Source organism: Geodermatophilus poikilotrophus, from assembly GCF_900111455.1.
GTDB classification, from domain to species: Bacteria; Actinomycetota; Actinomycetes; order Mycobacteriales; family Geodermatophilaceae; genus Geodermatophilus; species Geodermatophilus poikilotrophus.
Genome location: NZ_FOIE01000002.1, coordinates 85,806 through 101,673, shown reverse-complemented (window position 1 = coordinate 101,673; position 15,868 = coordinate 85,806). Strand labels below are relative to the sequence as shown.

Below are 15,868 nucleotides of genomic sequence, written 5' to 3'. Positions count from 1 at the left end.
CTGGACGGGGGCTCCCGCACGTTCCCTCGGTCGGCCCCGTCCGGAGGCTCGCCGCCCGCCCCGTCCAGGGCACCGCCCTGAGCGGAGCGAGAGGCTGGGAGGACGGGGTCCTTCGTCAGCGGGGGCGCATGGTCCGGTCGACGAGGTCGATCGCGGTGCACAGTCCCAGCGCCATGGCCCGGCCGCTGGTGGCGCCGGTGGCCAGCAGCCCGTCGATCGCCGGGGCCAGCGGCCGCTCACCGACCAGCCCGTGCAGCACCGCGGCGTACTCGGCGCTGACCCGCCCGGCAGCGGCGTGCCGCAGCAGCGCCCGCGACAGCTCCGTCGTCCGGCCGGCGGCCAGTGCGGAGACCGCGGCGGAGAACCGCTCGGCGGCGGGGTGCCCCAGCAGCACCAGGCCCGCCATCGTCCCGGCCATCACGTCGTCCCCGGCCGGGGTGAGACCCGGGCCCAGGCCGATCAGCCGGGTGGCCGTGCGCAGCGCGGCGTCCAGGTCGGCCCGGCGCACGGCACCGCGCAGGGCGGCCAGCGGACCACCGGGACCGGCCGGCAGGCCCGGGAGGGTGAAGGCGCTGTGCGGCACGCCCTCGCCGTAGAGGGCGTTGCGCAGCTGCCGCACGCCCTCGGGCAGCAGGGCCGGCCGCGGGCGCGGCAGCCGGGGGCGCGGGTCCCACCAGGCGGCGGCGCTGACGGCCAGGTCGCCGACGACGATGCGCCCGCCGCCGACCTCGGCCGGCGCGTCGGGTGGCAGCGCCACCAGCGGGCGGCCGTTGCTCGGGCGGAAGAGCACGCATGCCAGCGGGAGACGCGCGGCGTCGTTGGTGAGGACGCCGACGACGTCGCCACCGCGCTCGGTGGGCACCTGGAGGTAGACGGCAGCGGGGACGCTGAACAGGACGCGTGCGGGGCGGACCGGGCCGCGCAGGAGGTCGGCGACACCGGTGCTCGCGGAGGCGGGCACGGCGGTGGCGGCACGGGCCGGGGGAGCGGTGCGCGCGGTCGCCTGGGCGGACTCGCGTGGCAGGGGGATGGTCGGGAGTCCGGCCCGCGCGGCGTGGCCGCGCGGGGGCGTCTGAGCCCCAGGGCGGCTCCCGCCCGGGCCTGCGGTCTGGTCGATGGTGCGCATGGCGACCTCTCACGCTGGGGACCACGGGAGGCGCCGTCGGCTCGAGACCCCCCGCCCAGGCCCTGCCCCAACCGCTGGAGGGGCTGGGCGGCACCCTGGGAGGGAACCGGCCTACCATCCACCGGGCGGGGTGGAACCGGGTCTCGAACCTAAGCGGCGCGTCGCACGCCCAAGTATGGCGGATGTCGCCAAGAATGGGATGTCGCGTCCAGGCACTCCTGACAGAGGGCCGGGGTGTAGCCGTGTGCATCAGCAACCGAAAAGGTGTATGTCGTGACCCAGCGTGAAGCCTCGGTCGTCGCCCCCACGCTGGGTGAGGGCGCGGTTCCACCTCGGCGTCACCTGTCGACAGCGGAGGCGTCGGTGAGCGAGAGCCGCGGTGAGCGGCCCAGCTGGCAGGAGCGGCTTGGTCTGACCCTGGCCGAGGCGCTCCGGCTGCCCGGCCTGGCGGGGACCGAGGTCGTCGCCGGGGGTGGGGGACTGGACCGCGTCGTCCGCTACATGGTGGTCGACGACCCCGCCGACCCGCTGGCCGTCGCCGGCCCCGACGTCCTCGTCGTGCTCGGCGCGCGGCTGCCGCCGGCCGACGCCGCCAACTGCCGCGCCCTGGTCGAGCGGCTGGACTCCATGGGCACCGCGGCGCTGGCCTACCGCCAGACCGAGGGCCCCCCGCCCGTGCCGGCCGACGTGCTGACCGAGGCCGACCGCCGGGCGCTGCCGGTGCTCGCGCTGCCGGCCGGGGTCCGGATGGGCGAGGTCCTCTCCGAGGTGCTCGGCGCCGTCATCGGCAAGCAGAGCGAGGCGCTGGCGCTGTCCAACCGCATGCACGACCAGTTCATCGACGTCGCGCTCAGCGGCGGCGGACTGGCCGAGGTCACCGAGCAGCTCGCGCACTCCCTGGAGGGCGCCGCCGTCCTGGGGCTGGGGCCCGACCGGGAGATCGTCACCAGCGCCGGTCCGACCGAGGACGTCGCGGAGATCAGCGACTGGCTGTGGCTGCTGGACGCCGAGGCCGAGGACGAGATGGCGATGATGGCGCCGTCCCGCCGGCTCTCGGGCCTGCGCGCCGACCAGATCGTCGTCACCCCGGCCGACGTGCTCGCCGACGCCGACCTCTCACCGGCCGACGGGATCCTGCTGGTCCCCGGGCACCACGAGCTGCCCGGCGGGGTGGGGGAGTACGCGGTCGCCCCGATCATGGCCGGCGACCAGCGGCACGGCTGGCTGGTGGCGGTCCACCGGAGCGGGCCGATGCTGGTCGGCGCCGGTGCGGTGCTGGAGCGGGCGGCGGTCGTCTCGGCGCTGTCGGTCATCCGCCAGCAGGCGGTGCACTCCGTCGAGCTGCGCTTCCAGGGCGACCTCGTGCGCCGGCTGGTCGCCGGGGCCCTGCGGCACACCGAGCGGGCGCTGGCGCAGACCCGCTCCTTCGGCTGGCGGCTCGACGGCCCGGTCGTCGTCCTGGTGACCGCCACCGAGACCGCCGCCGACCCGCAGGCCGACCCGACCCGGGCCCTCGACGTCCTCGACCGGCTGGCCGACGGCTGGCGCGCCGCCCTGGAGACCGAGGTCTCCGGCGCGGCGGTGGCCGGCCTGTCGACCGAGATCGTCACCGTGCTGCCCCTCGACGGGCGCACGCCGGAGGAGATCACCTCGCTGGTGACCGCGGTGACCGGGCGGGTCAACGCCCGGGTGCGCCGCGTCGGGCGGGTGCTCGGCACCGGCATCGGTCGCCCGGCCGGCTCGCTGTCGGCGCTGGGCGAGGCGCACCAGCAGGCCTCCCGGGCCCTCGGCGTCGGTCAGGAGATCCACGGGCCGCAGGCGGTCACCCACTTCGACCAGCTCGGCGTCTTCCGGCTGCTGTCGCTGATCCCGGACAGCACCGAGTTGCGCAACTACGTCGACGAGGTGCTGGGCACCCTCGCCGACGCCGGCGACCCCGACTCCGCGGACCTGCGCGAGACGCTGCGGGTGCTGCTGGAGACCAACCTCAACGTCGCGGAGTCCGCCCGGCGGCTGCACTTCCACTACAACACGATGCGGTACCGGATCGGCAAGCTCGAGCGGCTGCTCGGCCCCTTCACCAGCGACCCGACGCTGCGGCTGAACCTGCTGCTGGCCCTGCACGCGGCCCGGATGCGCGGCCTGGACCAGCCGCACCGCCCACCGGTGGACGCCGCGATGACGCTGCCCCCGGACGACGGCCTCGACGCGCTCATCTGACCGCGCCGTGGGGAGGAGCGTCGCGGCGCTGGTCGCGCACATGGAGGAGCAGCTCGGGTCGCTGGAGGCCGAGCGCGACCCGGGCCGCTTCTTCCTCGGCGTCTACCTGCGCACGACCGTCGCGGTCGGGGCGGCGATCGACGCGGGCGCCTTCGAGGACCCGGCCTGGGTCGAGGAGTGGGACGTCGACTTCGCCGGCCTGTACCTCGACGCGCTGACCGCGCACCGCCGCGACCCGGCGTCCGCGCCCCGGCCGTGGCGGCTGGCCTTCGGCGCCCGGCCGGAGCTCCCGCCGGAGGCGCACGTGCTGCTCGGCATGAACGCGCACATCAACCTCGACCTGCCGCAGTCGCTGGTGCGGGTGATCCCGCCGGCCGAGTTCGACGACCCGGCGACGTCGGACCTCCGCCGGCGCGACCACGAGCGGATCGACCGGGTGCTCGCCTCCCGGGTCGCCGCCGAGGACGCCGAGCTGCACCGCGCCGGGGGACGGCGGACCCGCCTGGACCGGCTGCTGGCGCCGGTGAACCGGACCGCCAGCCAGGTCTTCCTGCGCGAGTCGCGGCGGAAGGTGTGGGCCAACGCCCGGCACCTCGACGCTGCACGCCGCCGGGGACCGGAGGAGTACGCCCGGCGGCTGGCCGAGCTGGAGACCGTCGCCGCGGCCGGGGTCGACGACCTGCTGCGGCCCGGGCCGGTGCTGGTGCGGCTCGCCGTCCGCGGTTTCGGCGTCACCCTGCCGCCGGGCTGAGCCGCCCCGCGCTGCCGGGACCAGCGGCATCGGCGAGGCTGGGAGGACGGCCGCGCCCGGCGGCCACTGGAGGAGGTCGTCGCATGACCGAGGTCGCCCGCCCGCTGTCCGGCAAGGTCGCGCTGGTCACCGGCGCGTCGTCGGGGATCGGGGAGGCCACCGCCGTGGCCCTGGCCGAGGCCGGTGCCGCCGTCGCCATCGGGGCGCGCCGACGGGACCGGCTCGACGACCTCGCCGCGCGGCTCTCCGACGCCGGCGGGGAGGTCGTCCCCCTCGACCTCGACGTCACCGACGAGGCGTCCTGCCGCGACGCGGTCGCCCGCACCCGGGCCGAGCTCGGCGGGCTCGACGTCCTGGTGAACAACGCCGGTGTGATGCTGCTGGGCACGATCGTCGGCGCCGATCCCGAGGACTGGCGACGCATGCTCGACACCAACGTGCTCGGCGTGATGTACCCGACGCACGCCGCGATCGACGGGATGCTCGAGCAGGGCTCGGGCGACATCGTGAACATCTCCAGCACCGCCGGCCGTACCGCCCGTGCCGGCGCCGGCGTCTACAACGCCAGCAAGTGGGCGGTGAACGCCTTCAGCGAGTCGCTGCGCCAGGAGGTGACCGCCCGGGGCGTGCGGATCTCCCTGGTCGAGCCGGGCGCCGTCGAGACCGAGCTGCGCTCGCACATCACCCAGCCCGAGGCGAAGGCGGCCGCGCTGGCGCACTCCGAGGGCATGCGGTCGCTGCGGCCCGAGGACGTCGCCCGCGCGATCGTCTACGTGGTCACCCAGCCGCCGCACGTGGCGGTCAACGAGGTGCTGGTGCGCCCCACCGACCAGGAGCGCTGAAGACGCGGGGTCCCAGCCGACCTCCCGGGTCCCGCCGCGCGCTCCGGAGTCGCGGGGAGCAGGGGGTCCTTCGTCAGCCGACCGGCGGGATCGGCGTGCGGACGGCGTAGAGGACGTCGTCGCGCTCGGGCACGAAGCCGAGACGGGCCGCGACCGCCAGGCTGGCCCGGTTGTCGGGGCTCGTCGTCCAGGTCGGTGTGCGACCCCGGGAACGGACGTCGGCCACCACCGCAGCGGCGCACGCCGTCGACAGGCCGCGGCCCCGGGCTCCCGGTTCGGTGGCGACGCCGAGGTCCTCGAACCGCCGGCCGACCAGGAACGGGCACGCGACGGAGACCGGCCGGTCGCCGTCGAACGCGGCCCACGCCCACCCGGACGCCGCGAGCCCGGCCGCGCCGCCCCAGGTTGCGCAGATCCAGGCGATCGAGGGGGAGAGCCCGGCCAGTGCCGGCGCGTCGCCCGCTCCCAGCCGCCGGACCGCGGCGACCGAGGGCGGTGGCTCCGCCGTGGGTGGCAGGACAGCGATCACCCGCGGCCAGATCGCGGTGCCCGGGTCGATGCCGCGCAGCGTCGGCAGCCACTCGGGTGGCGCCTCGACGAACCCGGCCAGCCCGTCGACCTCGCGCGGCACCCCACGCAGCGCGACGTTGCCGCCCGACTCGGCCATGACGGTCCGCGGCGCGGGCCACCGGTCGACCCGGCAGACCCCCACGCCGGTGTGCGCGATGTGCTGCTGGACCGGCGGGCCGGGCCGCTCGGGCTCGAAGAAGCCCGCCACGTCGGCTGCGGCGACCTCGAGCACGGCGACGGCCTAGTCGTGGAAGACCTCGATGCGGGCGCCCATCTCCACCAGCCGCTCGTAGAGCTGCTCGTAGCCGCGGGCGATGATGTCGACGTTGCGCAGCACCGACGTCCCCTTGGCCGCGAGCATCGCCAGCAGGATGCACACCGCCGGGCGCAGCGCCGGCGGGCAGACCACCTCGGCACTGGACCAGTGGGTCGGGCCGGTCACCAGCACCCGGTGCGGGTCGAGCAGCCGGACGTCGGCGCCCAGCCGGGTCAGGTCGGACAGGTGGATGGCCCGGTTGTCGTATACCCAGTCGTGGATCAGCGTCGAGCCGGTGGCCGCGGCCGCGATGACGGCGAAGAACGGCAGGTTGTCGATGTTGAGGCCCGGGAAGGGCATCGGGTGGATCTTGTCGATCGGCGCCTTGAGCCGGGACGGCGAGATGGTGACGTCGACCAGCCGGGTGTGCCCGTTGTCGGCCCGGTACTCCGGCGACAGGCTGTAGCGCAGCCCCATCTCGGCGAGGGTGGCCAGCTCCACCTCGAGGAAGTCGATCGGCGCCCGGCACACGGTCAGCTCCGAGTCGGTGACGATGCCGGCGGTCAGCAGGCTCATCGCCTCGACCGGGTCCTCGCTGATCGTGTAGTCGACGTCGGCGTCGAGCACCGGCCTCCCGTGCACGACGAGGGTGGTGGTGCCGAGCCCCTCGACGCCGACGCCGAGCAGCTGCAGGTACAGGCAGAGGTCCTGGACCATGTAGTTGGAGCTGGCGTTGCGGATGGTCGTCGTCCCGTCGGTGCGCGCCGCGGCCAGCAGCGCGTTCTCGGTGACGGTGTCGCCCCGCTCGGTGAGCACGATGGTGCGGTCCGCCGTGCCGGGCGCGGTGACGACCGCGTGGTACTGCCCGCCGCGGGCCTCGACCTCCAGGCCGAAGGGGCGCAGCGCGATCATGTGCGGCTCGACGGTGCGGGTGCCCAGGTCGCAGCCGCCGGCGTAGGGCAGGTCGAACTCCGGCGCCCGGTGCAGCAGCGGGCCGAGGAACATGATGATGCTGCGGGTCCGGCGGGCGGCGTCGGCGTCGATGCCGGCGAGGTCCAGCTGCTCGGGGACGACGAGGGTGAGGTCGCGGCCGGCCGCGTCCCAGGTGGCCGAGACGCCGATCGAGCGCAGCACGTCGAGGATCCGCTCGACCTCCACGATCCGGGCCACGTTGCGCAACGTCGTCCGGCCGCGGTTGAGCAGGGCTGCGCACAGCAGCGCGACGGCGGCGTTCTTGGAGGACTTCACGACCACGCTGCCGCGCAGCGGCACGCCGCCGGAGACCCGCAGGTGGGTGGGGCCGGCCGGACCGACGCTGAACAGCTCGCGCTCGAGGGCCTCGGAGAGCCGGCCGAGCAGCTCGAGGGTGAGGTTCTGCCCGCCCTGCTCGATGCGCGCGACGGCGCTCTGGCTGGTGCCCAGCCGCTCGGCGAGCTGCTGCTGGGTGAGCCCGCGGTGCCGCCGGGCGTCGCGGACGAGCATGCCGATGCGCTGCATCGCGGTGGCCTCGAGCGCCGGGGTGCCGGCGCTGTCGGTGGTGGGATCGGTGACCGTCACGAGCAGTCACGGTATCTCGCATGTGAGATCACGCGGTCCTGGCGCGCCGGGACGGAACGGTCCGGCCAGACTGCCGGGCATGGACGTTCTCGTGACGGGAGGGACGGGGCCGCTCGGTCGGCTGGTCGTCGAGCGCCTGCAGGACGACGGCCACCGCGTGCGGCAGATGTCGCGGCGGGGGACCGGCCCGGGCGGGGTGCGCGGCGACCTGGCGACCGGCCGCGACCTGCCGGCGGCGCTGGCGGGTGCGGAGGTCGTCGTGCACACGGCCACGGGCGTCCGCGACCGCGCCTACTGGGAGGTCGACGTCGCAGGCACCCGGCGGCTGGTGCAGGCGGTCGACCGGGACCGGTTGCGCCACCTCGTCTTCGTCTCGATCGTCGGCGTCGACCGCATCCCCTACGGCTACTACCACGCCAAGTACGCCGCCGAGCAGGTGCTGCTGGCCTCGGGGCTGCCGGTGACGCTGCTGCGGATCACCCAGTTCCACGACTTCGTCGACCAGCTGCTGGAGACCGCCCGGCGCGGTCCGCTGCTGCCGGTGCCGATGAGCTGGCGGCTGCAGCCGGTCGACGTCGCCGAGGCCGCTGCCCACACCGCCGAGGTCGCGGTCGGGTCGCCGGCCGGGGGCGTCGTCGAGTTCGGCGGGCCGGAGGAGCTCACCGCGGCGGAGGTCGCGCGGGCGTGGGTCGCCGCCCGCGAGCCGGGCACCCACGTGGTGGCCACCCCGGTGCCCGGCCGGCTGTCGACCGCGGTCCGGGACGGCGCTGCGCTGCCCACCCGGGGCCCGCGCGGGCGGCGCACCTACGCCGAGCACCTGCGCGGCTGAGGAAGGAGCTCCCCGGCCCGGCCCCCTCGCGGGGCCCGCCGCGAGCTCGCGACAGGTGGGGAGGGGGGGTCGCCGTCCTCCCCGCCCCTCGCGAGCTCAGGGCGGGGCCCGGAACGGGGCCGTTCCTGCCGGATACCGCAACGGGGAGGACGACGTCCGGAACCCGCCGGGCAGGGCCGGTGCGCCGACCTAGGGTCGCTGCGTGCCCCCCCGCTCCGCCGTCCCCGTGCTGGCCGCCGTCGTCGTCACCGTGCTGGCCTGGGCGTCGGCCTTCATCGCCATCCGTGCCGTCGGCGCCGACCTCTCGCCGGGGCCGCTGGCGCTGGGCCGGCTGCTGGTGGGCACCGCGGTGCTCGGGGTGCTGCTGGGCGTGACCCGGGGTCCGTGGGTGGCGCCCACCGGGCGCGAGTGGCGGCTGCTCGCGGTCTGCGGGGTCGGCTGGTTCGGCGTCTACAACGTCGCGCTCAACGCAGCCGAGCAGCACCTGGACGCCGGGACGACGGCGATGCTGGTCAACGTCGGGCCCATCCTCATCGCCGTCCTGGCCGGGCTGTGGCTGGGAGAGGGGCTGCCGCGCCGGCTGGCCGCCGGCCTGGCGGTCGCCTTCGCCGGCGTGCTGCTGATCGGCGTGTCCACCCGTGGTGCTGATGCCGACGTCGGAGGCGTGGTGCTCTGCCTGGTCGCTGCCGTCACGTACGCGGTCGGCGTCGTGGCGCAGAAGCCGGTGCTGCGCCGGCTCCCCCCGCTGCAGGTCACGTTCACCGCGTGCGCCTCCGGCACGCTGTGCTGCCTGCCGTGGGCGGGGTCGCTCGCCGCGGAGCTGGGGCAGGCGCCGCCCGGGTCGGTCGCCGGCCTGGTCTACCTGGGCGCAGTGCCGACCGCGCTGGCGTTCAGCACGTGGGCGTACGCCCTGGCGCGGACCGATGCGGGGCGGCTCGGCGTCACCACCTACCTCGTGCCGCCACTGGTGGTGCTCATGGGCTGGCTGTTGCTCGGCGAGGTGCCGCCGGCCCTGGCCGTCGTCGGCGGCGGAGTGTGCCTGGCCGGGGTGGCGCTGTCCCGCCGCCGCTCGCCGGTGCGCCGGCCGCAGCTGCAGCGGGCCGGCGCGGGCGCCTGAGCGCGACCCCCCACCGCTCGCGGGCTCGCGGCGGGAGCCTGCGGGGGCCGGCTCAGCTCGCGGGACGGGTGGGCACGACGAGCACCGGCCGGTGCGCGCAGTGCAGCAGCGCGCGCGCCACGTGCCCGACGAGGGTGTCCCGGGCGCCGCCCCGGCCGCGGCTGCCCACGACGAGGACGGCTGCGCCACGGCGCGCGGCCTCGTCGGCCAGCGTCGAGGCCGTCGCCCGCGGCTTGCCGGCGCGCCCGGAGCAGCGGACGGTGACCAGCTCGGTGCCCTCGACGCCCGTCGGGGCGGGGGAGTTCGCCTGCTCCTCGACGGCGAGCAGCAGCCGCTTCCGGTGCGGGAAGAGCGTGGTGGCGGCGTTGAGCGCCCGCTGGGCGTGGTCGGAGCCGTCGGTGCCGACGACGACCGGCCCGGAGGCGGCGGCCGTCCACTCGACGGTGGTCAGGGGGTGCGGGACGACGAGCACCGGCACCGGGCTGACGTGCACGACCAGCTCCGAGACGCTGCCCATGGAGGCGCGCATGCCGCTCATCCCGCGGGAGCCGACGACCATCAGGTCGGCGTCCAGCTCCTCGGCGGTGCGGGCGAACTGGTAGCCGTCACCGCCGAAGGTGCGCTTGACCAGCGCCTCGGCCTCCCAGCCCGCGGCCCGCGCGAGCTTCACGCCGTTGCCGGCCAGCCGTTCGGCCTCGGCCCTGCCCTCGCTCTCCAGCAGCCGGCCCAGCGCCTCGGCGTTGGCAGCGCGCTCCATGACGCGGTGCCGCAGCTCGGGGGAGGTGAACGGCGGCTCCCACAGGTTCAGGATCGAGGCGGTGGCCGAGGGCAGCAGCGTGGCGGCCGCCTCGATCGCGTTCACCGCACTGGGTGACCCGTCGTAGCCGACGAGGACGCGCGGGCTCCGGACGCCGGTGTCAGGTGAGCTCATGGCGCGCATCGTCCTCCGGCGGCGCCGGGATCGGGAGGGGCTCGGGACCGTCGACCTGTGGCCGCTGATCCGCTAGGCAGGGGACGGGCCGCGGTGGTCGTCGGCCCCGGGCGAGGAGGAGCGGGGATGGACCAGCAGCAGTGGACGGCGGTGGTGGCCGCCGCCACCCGGGCACCGTCGGTGCACAACACCCAGCCGTGGCGCTTCACCGCCGTCGCCGACCGGCTGGACCTGCACCGGGACCGCGAGCGGGCGCTGCCGGTGCTCGACCCGACCGGCCGGCAGCAGGTGATCAGCTGCGGCGTGGCCGCGGAGTTCGCCGCCGTCGCGCTGCGCGGCACGGGCGTCGAGGCGGACGTCGAGCTGCTGCCCACGCCGGAGGACCCCGACCACCTGGCCACCGTGCGCGCCGGGTCGACCTGCGACGTCACGCCCGCGGACACGGCGCTGGCCGAGGCGATCGCCCGCCGGCACACCGAGCGGGCGCCGTTCCTGCCGCGCGCCGTCCCGGACGAGGTGGTCGAGCGGTTGGCGGCCGACGCCGGGCGGCTCGGCGTCTGGCTGAAGGCGGTCACCGGCTCCGAGGAGGAGGTCGCCACCGCCTTCCTCGTCTCCCGTGCCGAGGAGCTGGAGCGCAGCGACCCCGGCTACCTCGCCGAGCTCGAGCGGTGGCTGCGGACCGACCCGGCCGCGGTGGACGGCATCCCGGTCGGCGCGGTCCCCGAGGAGGACCCGGCGACGCGGCCGTCGAACTGGCTCGTCCGCGACTTCGTGGCCGGCAGCCGCGCTCCGCGGACCTTCCTGCCGCCCGGCGACCCGGCGGCGCCACCGCCGGAGGTGGAGCGTCCCACCGTCGTCCTGCTGGGGACCGACGGCGACGACGCGACGGCCTGGCTGCTCGCCGGGCGGGCACTGGGCCGGCTGCTGCTGACCGCGACGACGGAGGGCCTGGCGGCCTCGCCGCTGACCCAGGCGCTGGACTGGCCGGTCACCCGCACCCGGATGCGCGCCCGGCTCTCGCTCATCGGCCATCCGCAGATGCTGCTGCGCATGGGCTACCCGTCGACCCAGGGCGGCAGCGTCTCGGGACGGCGCCCGGTCGGCGACGTGCTCCGGTTCGAGCCCGCACGCTGAGAGGAGGACCCCGTCCTGCCCACCCTGCGCAGGCCCGGGACGGGGCGGCAGGACCCTGCACGGGGTGAGGAGGGGGTGTCCTCCCTCAGGTGCGGCGGCGGGAGGCGGCCCAGGGGTCCTCGGGGTCGAAGTCGTCGTCCGGCTCGGCGTCGGACGGGGCGCGCTGTGGCCGGGCGGGGTCGGGCAGGCCGACCGCGGCCTCCAGCGCCGCGTCCCGCTCGCGGGCGCGCTCGGCGCGTCCGGCCCGCTCCCCGGCGCGCAGCTCGCGGCGGGACGGACGCGGCTCGGCCTGCGGGCGCCGGCCGAGCGCCCAGAGCCCGGCGCCGGCCAGCGCCAGCCCGATCGGGACCGGGTAGGCCGACGCGCGCTCGGTCCCGCCCTCGCCGAGGAACGACGTGATGCCGAGGGCGAAGAAGACGGTCATCGCGGTGCTCAGCAGGCCCAGCAGCGCCAGCGCCGTCCCCAGGGCCTCCGAGCGCGGCCGGACCGCGTAGGCCAGGGCGAGCAGCGCGAGGCCCCCGCCGAGCAGGTGCAGCCCGGCGCCGGCCTGGTGCAGGTCCTCCTGCCCGTCGAGCGGGAAGAACCCGACGAGCACCACGCCGACCGCGGCCGCGGTGAGGGAGGCGGCGGCCGTCCGGCCGCCGAGGCCGGCCAGGGCCGGGCGCAGCAGGGCGGCGCCCGCGCCGATCAGCAGGCCCTGGACGACGAACGACGCGTTCATCAGCAGCGGCGCCGCGGAGGCCGACGTGCCGAGCTCGCTGATGACGTCCTCGGCGCGGCTGTGGGCGCCGGTCTGCAGCTGGACGACGGTCTCGACGACGAAGAACTGCAGGGTCAGCAGCCAGGCGATCGCGCCCCAGCGGTACCGGGTGGGAGTCACGACGGCCATGGTCCCAGCGCGGGCAGGTGGGCGAGGACGGCGGCGTACTGCTCCGGGGAGAGCCACGAGGGGTTGCTGCCCGCCGGCATCCGCAGCACCTCGGCGTCCCGGGCGGCGGGGTCGGCCAGCAGGTCCGCGCGCGCGACGGGGGCGGGCAGGCGGGTCAGCCGGACGGCGACGACCGGGCCGCCGTCGCGCTCGTCGGCCTCGCCGGTCACCTCGCCGAGCGCGTGCACACCGGGGGCGGTGCGGCCGCTGACCCACAGCAGGCAGGGCTGGCCGGGTCGCACCAGGTCCAGCCGGTAGGAGCGCCGGACGCAGCGGGTCAGCTCACGGGCCGTGCCCACCCGCCAGCCGGGCTCGATCAGCTCCGGCGGACGGGTGGACTTCAGCACCCAGCAGGCGACGTCCGCGGGCCCGAGCGGGCTCACCGGAACGGCTGTGCCACCGCAGGTCAGTCGGTGGCGGAGTGGGTGTCGGCGCCGGCGGGGTCGGCGTCGTCGGAGTCCACCATCTGCCGCTCCTGCTCGGTGCGGTGCTGCAGCTCGTCGTCGGAGCGGGTGTAGCCCCCGGCGTGCTGCTGGCGGTCGCGCGGCGCCGACTCGGTGGGGGTCATGACGTCGTCGAGGTTCGGGCGGTCGGGCTCGCTCACGGGTCTCTCCACTTCGTCGGGGACGGTGCGTCGGGTGAGGCCATAGCCACCCGGCGGCGGCGGTAACCCGCGATCAGCGCTGCTCGAGCAGCGCGGCGGGGACCCAGGCCTCGACGAGCACCGTCCCCTGCGGCCCGGCGACGGCGTAGGTGACCCGGCCGTGCCAGCCGCCGTCGGCCTGGCGCCACTCGACGAGCAGCCCCGGCCACACGCCGGGGGCGCCGGGCGGGTCGTGCACCCAGCAGTGCCGGCCGCGCGCGCGACCCTCGCGGGCTGCCGGGCCCGCCGGGCGGGGCGGCTCCGGCTGGCCGACGCCCGAGCGCGCCGCGCGCTCGCCGAGGGAGCGACCGGACCGCCCGGGGTGCATGCCGCCAGCCACGGGCAGAGTGTCGCACGAGGTCGAACGCCTGTTCGACGCGAGCGCACGGCGGGCGGCCGGGCCACCCGGGCCGGTGAGCACGGCGGACGCCGCCCGTACCCGGCGCCCCACGGGTGGTGGATGCGGTGACGCCGGGTGACGCGTGATCTCCGTTGGGCGTGTCATCGATCACTCACCTAACGTCACCGATGGGTCCGCGTCGCGCCCGCGGCGTCCGGTCGTCCCCGCCGCTCACCGGAGGTGCTCCACCGTGCACACCCCAGCCCGCCGCCCGGGCCGCGGAGCCGTTCGCGCCGCCGTGGGCGTCACCGTCGTCTCCCTGGCCGTCGTCGCCCTGCCGGCCCCGGCGTCGGCCGCGCCGTACGTCGCGGAGATCCACCACGACGACGCCGGTGGCGGCAGCGGGGAGTTCGTCGAGGTCACCATCCCGCCCGGCACCACGTCCGCAGGCCTGCCGGCCGACCCGGCCACCACCCGGCCGCAGGCGCCGGCGACGGGCCCCTGCGGCGTCCCCGCGGGCGAGGTCACGGCGATCGGCGCGGTCCAGGGCAGTGGCACGGCGACGCCGCTGGACGGTCGGACGGTCACCGTGCGGGGCACCGTCGTGGCCGACCTGCAGGGCGAGGGCGGCCTCGAGGGCTTCCACCTGCAGGACGCCGGGGACGACGACGCCGCCACGTCCGACGGCGTCTTCGTCCTCAGCACCGTCCCGGTCGCGCTCGGCGACGAGGTCGCGGTCACCGGCGTGCCGACCGAGTCCTTCGGCCAGACGCAGGTCACGGCGCCGACCGACGTCGCCGCCTGCGGGGACGACCTGCTGCCCGAGCCCGGGGCCGCGCTCCTCGACCTGCCCGCCGGGGACGACGTCCGCGAGCGGCTGGAGGGGATGCGCGTCGAGCCGGCCGACCCCCTGACCGTGAGCGAGGTCTTCGCGCTCACCCGCCGCGGCGAGCTGACGCTGTCCGAGGGCGGCGTCCTCGTGCAGCCGACCGAGCTGGCCCGGCCGGGCACCGAGCAGGCCGCCGCGGTCGCCACCGCCAACGCCGCCCGCAGGATCGTGCTCGACGACGGCCGAGACGACTCGACCAGCGTGCGCGACCGGCCGTACCTGTCGCCGTCGTCGCCGGTTCGGGTCGGGGACGTCGCCCGGTTCGAGGAGCCGCTCGTGCTGGGCTACGGCTTCGGCGACTGGCGCCTCCAGCCCGCCGACGGCACGGCCGACGGCGTCCTCGCGCCGCAGGACACGCGGACGGGGGCTCCCGGGCCGGTCGGCGGCGACGTGCGGCTGGGCACCTTCAACGTGCTCAACTACTTCCTCACCTGGACCGGCACGGACGCCCGCGGCGCCCGCAACGCCGGCCAGTTCGAGAAGCAGGCCGACAAGATCGTCAGCGCGATCACCACGCTGGAGGCCGACGTCGTCACGCTGCTGGAGGTCGAGGACACCGACTCCACCGGCTGGACGCCCGGGAACGCCGACACCGCGCTGGCCGACCTGGTGGACCGGCTCGACGAGGCCGCCGGGGCGGACGTGTGGGCGTTCGTCCCGATGCCGCGGGACCTCTACGCCGTCGACCGCGACGTCATCCGCAACGGGATCGTCTACCGCACCGACGTCGTCCAGCCGGTCGGGGAGCCGGTCGGCCTGGCCGACGAGAGCGTGTGGGCCAACGCCCGCGAGCCGCAGGCGCAGACGTTCGGCAAGGACGGCGACGTCTTCACCGTGGTCGCCAACCACTTCAAGTCGAAGAACGACAGCGAGCCGCCGCAGTCCGGCAACGACAACGCCGACTCCGGCGACGGGCAGGGGGCCTTCACCGGCGACCGGGTGCGGCAGGCCCGGTCGGTGGCCGCCTTCGCCGGGCGCCTGGCCGAGGAGACCGGCGACCCCGACGTCGTCCTCATGGGCGACCTCAACGCCTACACGCGGGAGGACCCGGTCGAGGTCCTGCGGGAGGCCGGGTACACCGACCTCGGCGAGCAGTTCGACCCCGGCCGGTACAGCTACGTGTTCGACGGGCTGTCCGGCTCGCTCGACCACGCCATGGCCACCGCGTCGCTGACCGCCAAGGTCGAGGGCGTCGCGCACTGGGCGATCAACTCGGTGGAGTCGTCCGCCTACCAGTACACCGGCGACCCGGACCTCTACGCCGGCGACCCCTACCGGTCCAGCGACCACGACCCGCTGGTCGTCGGCATCGACCTCGAGGAGCGCTGCCAGGGACTCGTCCCGACGATCCGCGGCACCGGGTGGGACGACGTGCTGCGCGGCAGCAACGGTCGCGACGTGGTCATGGGCTTCGGCGGGGACGACGTCCTGCACGGCGGCAACGCCGACGACGTCCTCTGCGGCGGCGCCGGCCGGGACGCCGTCTCCGGTGGCAACGGGGCCGACGTCCTGGCCGGCGGCCTCGAGGACGACGTCCTGCACGGCGGCGACGGCGACGACGCCCTGGTCGGCGGCCCCGGCGAGGACGTCCTCGAGGAGGGGCAGGGCAGCGGCACGCGGCAGCCGGAGGGGCCGGAGTCCTGAGGAGGGACCCTCCTGCCCCCGGCCCCCGTCCCGAGGCCCACCCCGAGCCTGCGAGGGGTGAGGAGGACGGGGGCCTCCCCCTGCGGGAGGG

At 76.4% G+C, this 15,868-nt stretch carries 15 protein-coding genes; 7 read left to right on the top strand and 8 right to left on the bottom strand.

Annotated elements, in window-relative coordinates; genetic code table 11:
- Nucleotides 1-115: 115 nt before the first annotated feature.
- Nucleotides 116-961, bottom strand: a complete 846-nt coding sequence (locus BMW27_RS04945; protein ID WP_245743313.1) for an oxamate carbamoyltransferase subunit AllH family protein — start codon at nucleotides 959-961, stop codon at nucleotides 116-118.
- Nucleotides 962-1,489: 528 nt separating this feature from the next.
- Here BMW27_RS04945 and BMW27_RS04940 point away from each other — a divergent pair.
- From BMW27_RS04940 to BMW27_RS04930, 3 genes are all read left to right on the top strand, one after another.
- Entirely contained in the window at nucleotides 1,490-3,346 is a 1,857-nt protein-coding gene (locus BMW27_RS04940; RefSeq protein WP_091440131.1) for a PucR family transcriptional regulator, read from the top strand.
- 7 nt (nucleotides 3,347-3,353) lie between these two features.
- Nucleotides 3,354-4,097 carry a DUF5995 family protein gene (locus BMW27_RS04935; RefSeq protein WP_091440127.1) on the top strand — a complete coding sequence of 248 codons (744 nt, stop codon included), beginning with the start codon at nucleotides 3,354-3,356 and terminating at the stop codon, nucleotides 4,095-4,097.
- 83 nt (nucleotides 4,098-4,180) lie between these two features.
- On the top strand, nucleotides 4,181-4,939 hold the full coding sequence (locus BMW27_RS04930) for an SDR family NAD(P)-dependent oxidoreductase (RefSeq protein ID WP_091440124.1): 759 nt from the start codon (nucleotides 4,181-4,183) through the stop codon (nucleotides 4,937-4,939).
- Between the two features lie 73 nt (nucleotides 4,940-5,012).
- On the opposite strand, the gene BMW27_RS04925 is transcribed toward BMW27_RS04930, so the two are convergent.
- On the bottom strand, nucleotides 5,013-5,741 hold the full coding sequence (locus tag BMW27_RS04925) for a GNAT family N-acetyltransferase (protein ID WP_091440120.1): 729 nt from the start codon (nucleotides 5,739-5,741) through the stop codon (nucleotides 5,013-5,015).
- Between the two features lie 9 nt (nucleotides 5,742-5,750).
- Nucleotides 5,751-7,322, bottom strand: coding sequence for a helix-turn-helix domain-containing protein (locus tag BMW27_RS04920; RefSeq protein WP_245743312.1), 1,572 nt, complete (start codon nucleotides 7,320-7,322; stop codon nucleotides 5,751-5,753).
- Nucleotides 7,323-7,401: 79 nt separating this feature from the next.
- On the opposite strand from BMW27_RS04920, the gene BMW27_RS04915 reads away from it, so the two are divergent.
- Both BMW27_RS04915 and BMW27_RS04910 read left to right on the top strand, forming a co-directional pair.
- Nucleotides 7,402-8,151, top strand: coding sequence for an SDR family oxidoreductase (locus BMW27_RS04915; protein ID WP_091440115.1), 750 nt, complete (start codon nucleotides 7,402-7,404; stop codon nucleotides 8,149-8,151).
- 202 nt (nucleotides 8,152-8,353) lie between these two features.
- A complete protein-coding gene (locus tag BMW27_RS04910; protein ID WP_217638042.1) occupies nucleotides 8,354-9,268 on the top strand; it encodes a DMT family transporter in 915 nt (304 codons plus the stop codon).
- A 52-nt stretch (nucleotides 9,269-9,320) separates the two neighbouring features.
- Here the strand turns inward: BMW27_RS04910 and BMW27_RS04905 are convergent, their stop codons facing one another.
- Nucleotides 9,321-10,199, bottom strand: coding sequence for a universal stress protein (locus BMW27_RS04905; protein WP_091440111.1), 879 nt, complete (start codon nucleotides 10,197-10,199; stop codon nucleotides 9,321-9,323).
- Nucleotides 10,200-10,325: 126 nt separating this feature from the next.
- Here BMW27_RS04905 and BMW27_RS04900 point away from each other — a divergent pair, with 126 nt between their 5' ends.
- The gene (locus tag BMW27_RS04900; protein WP_091440108.1) at nucleotides 10,326-11,333 is read left to right on the top strand and encodes an Acg family FMN-binding oxidoreductase; all 1,008 of its coding nucleotides are present in this window, start codon (nucleotides 10,326-10,328) and stop codon (nucleotides 11,331-11,333) included.
- An 85-nt stretch (nucleotides 11,334-11,418) separates the two neighbouring features.
- Here BMW27_RS04900 and BMW27_RS04895 read toward each other — a convergent pair whose 3' ends face one another.
- The 4 genes from BMW27_RS04895 to BMW27_RS04880 form a co-directional block, all read right to left on the bottom strand.
- The gene (locus BMW27_RS04895; RefSeq protein WP_091440106.1) at nucleotides 11,419-12,222 is read right to left on the bottom strand and encodes a DUF998 domain-containing protein; all 804 of its coding nucleotides are present in this window, start codon (nucleotides 12,220-12,222) and stop codon (nucleotides 11,419-11,421) included.
- Complete coding sequence (locus BMW27_RS04890; protein WP_091440103.1) at nucleotides 12,210-12,644, bottom strand: EVE domain-containing protein; 435 nt, start codon at nucleotides 12,642-12,644, stop codon at nucleotides 12,210-12,212. The genes BMW27_RS04895 and BMW27_RS04890 overlap by 13 nt, the downstream gene beginning before the upstream one ends.
- 23 nt (nucleotides 12,645-12,667) lie before the next feature.
- Nucleotides 12,668-12,865, bottom strand: coding sequence for a hypothetical protein (locus BMW27_RS04885; RefSeq protein WP_012949134.1), 198 nt, complete (start codon nucleotides 12,863-12,865; stop codon nucleotides 12,668-12,670).
- A 73-nt stretch (nucleotides 12,866-12,938) separates the two neighbouring features.
- Complete coding sequence (locus BMW27_RS04880; RefSeq protein WP_245743311.1) at nucleotides 12,939-13,244, bottom strand: hypothetical protein; 306 nt, start codon at nucleotides 13,242-13,244, stop codon at nucleotides 12,939-12,941.
- A 250-nt stretch (nucleotides 13,245-13,494) separates the two neighbouring features.
- Here BMW27_RS04880 and BMW27_RS04875 point away from each other — a divergent pair, with 250 nt between their 5' ends.
- Nucleotides 13,495-15,777 carry an ExeM/NucH family extracellular endonuclease gene (locus tag BMW27_RS04875; RefSeq protein WP_139206828.1) on the top strand — a complete coding sequence of 761 codons (2,283 nt, stop codon included), beginning with the start codon at nucleotides 13,495-13,497 and terminating at the stop codon, nucleotides 15,775-15,777.
- Nucleotides 15,778-15,868: the final 91 nt, after the last annotated feature.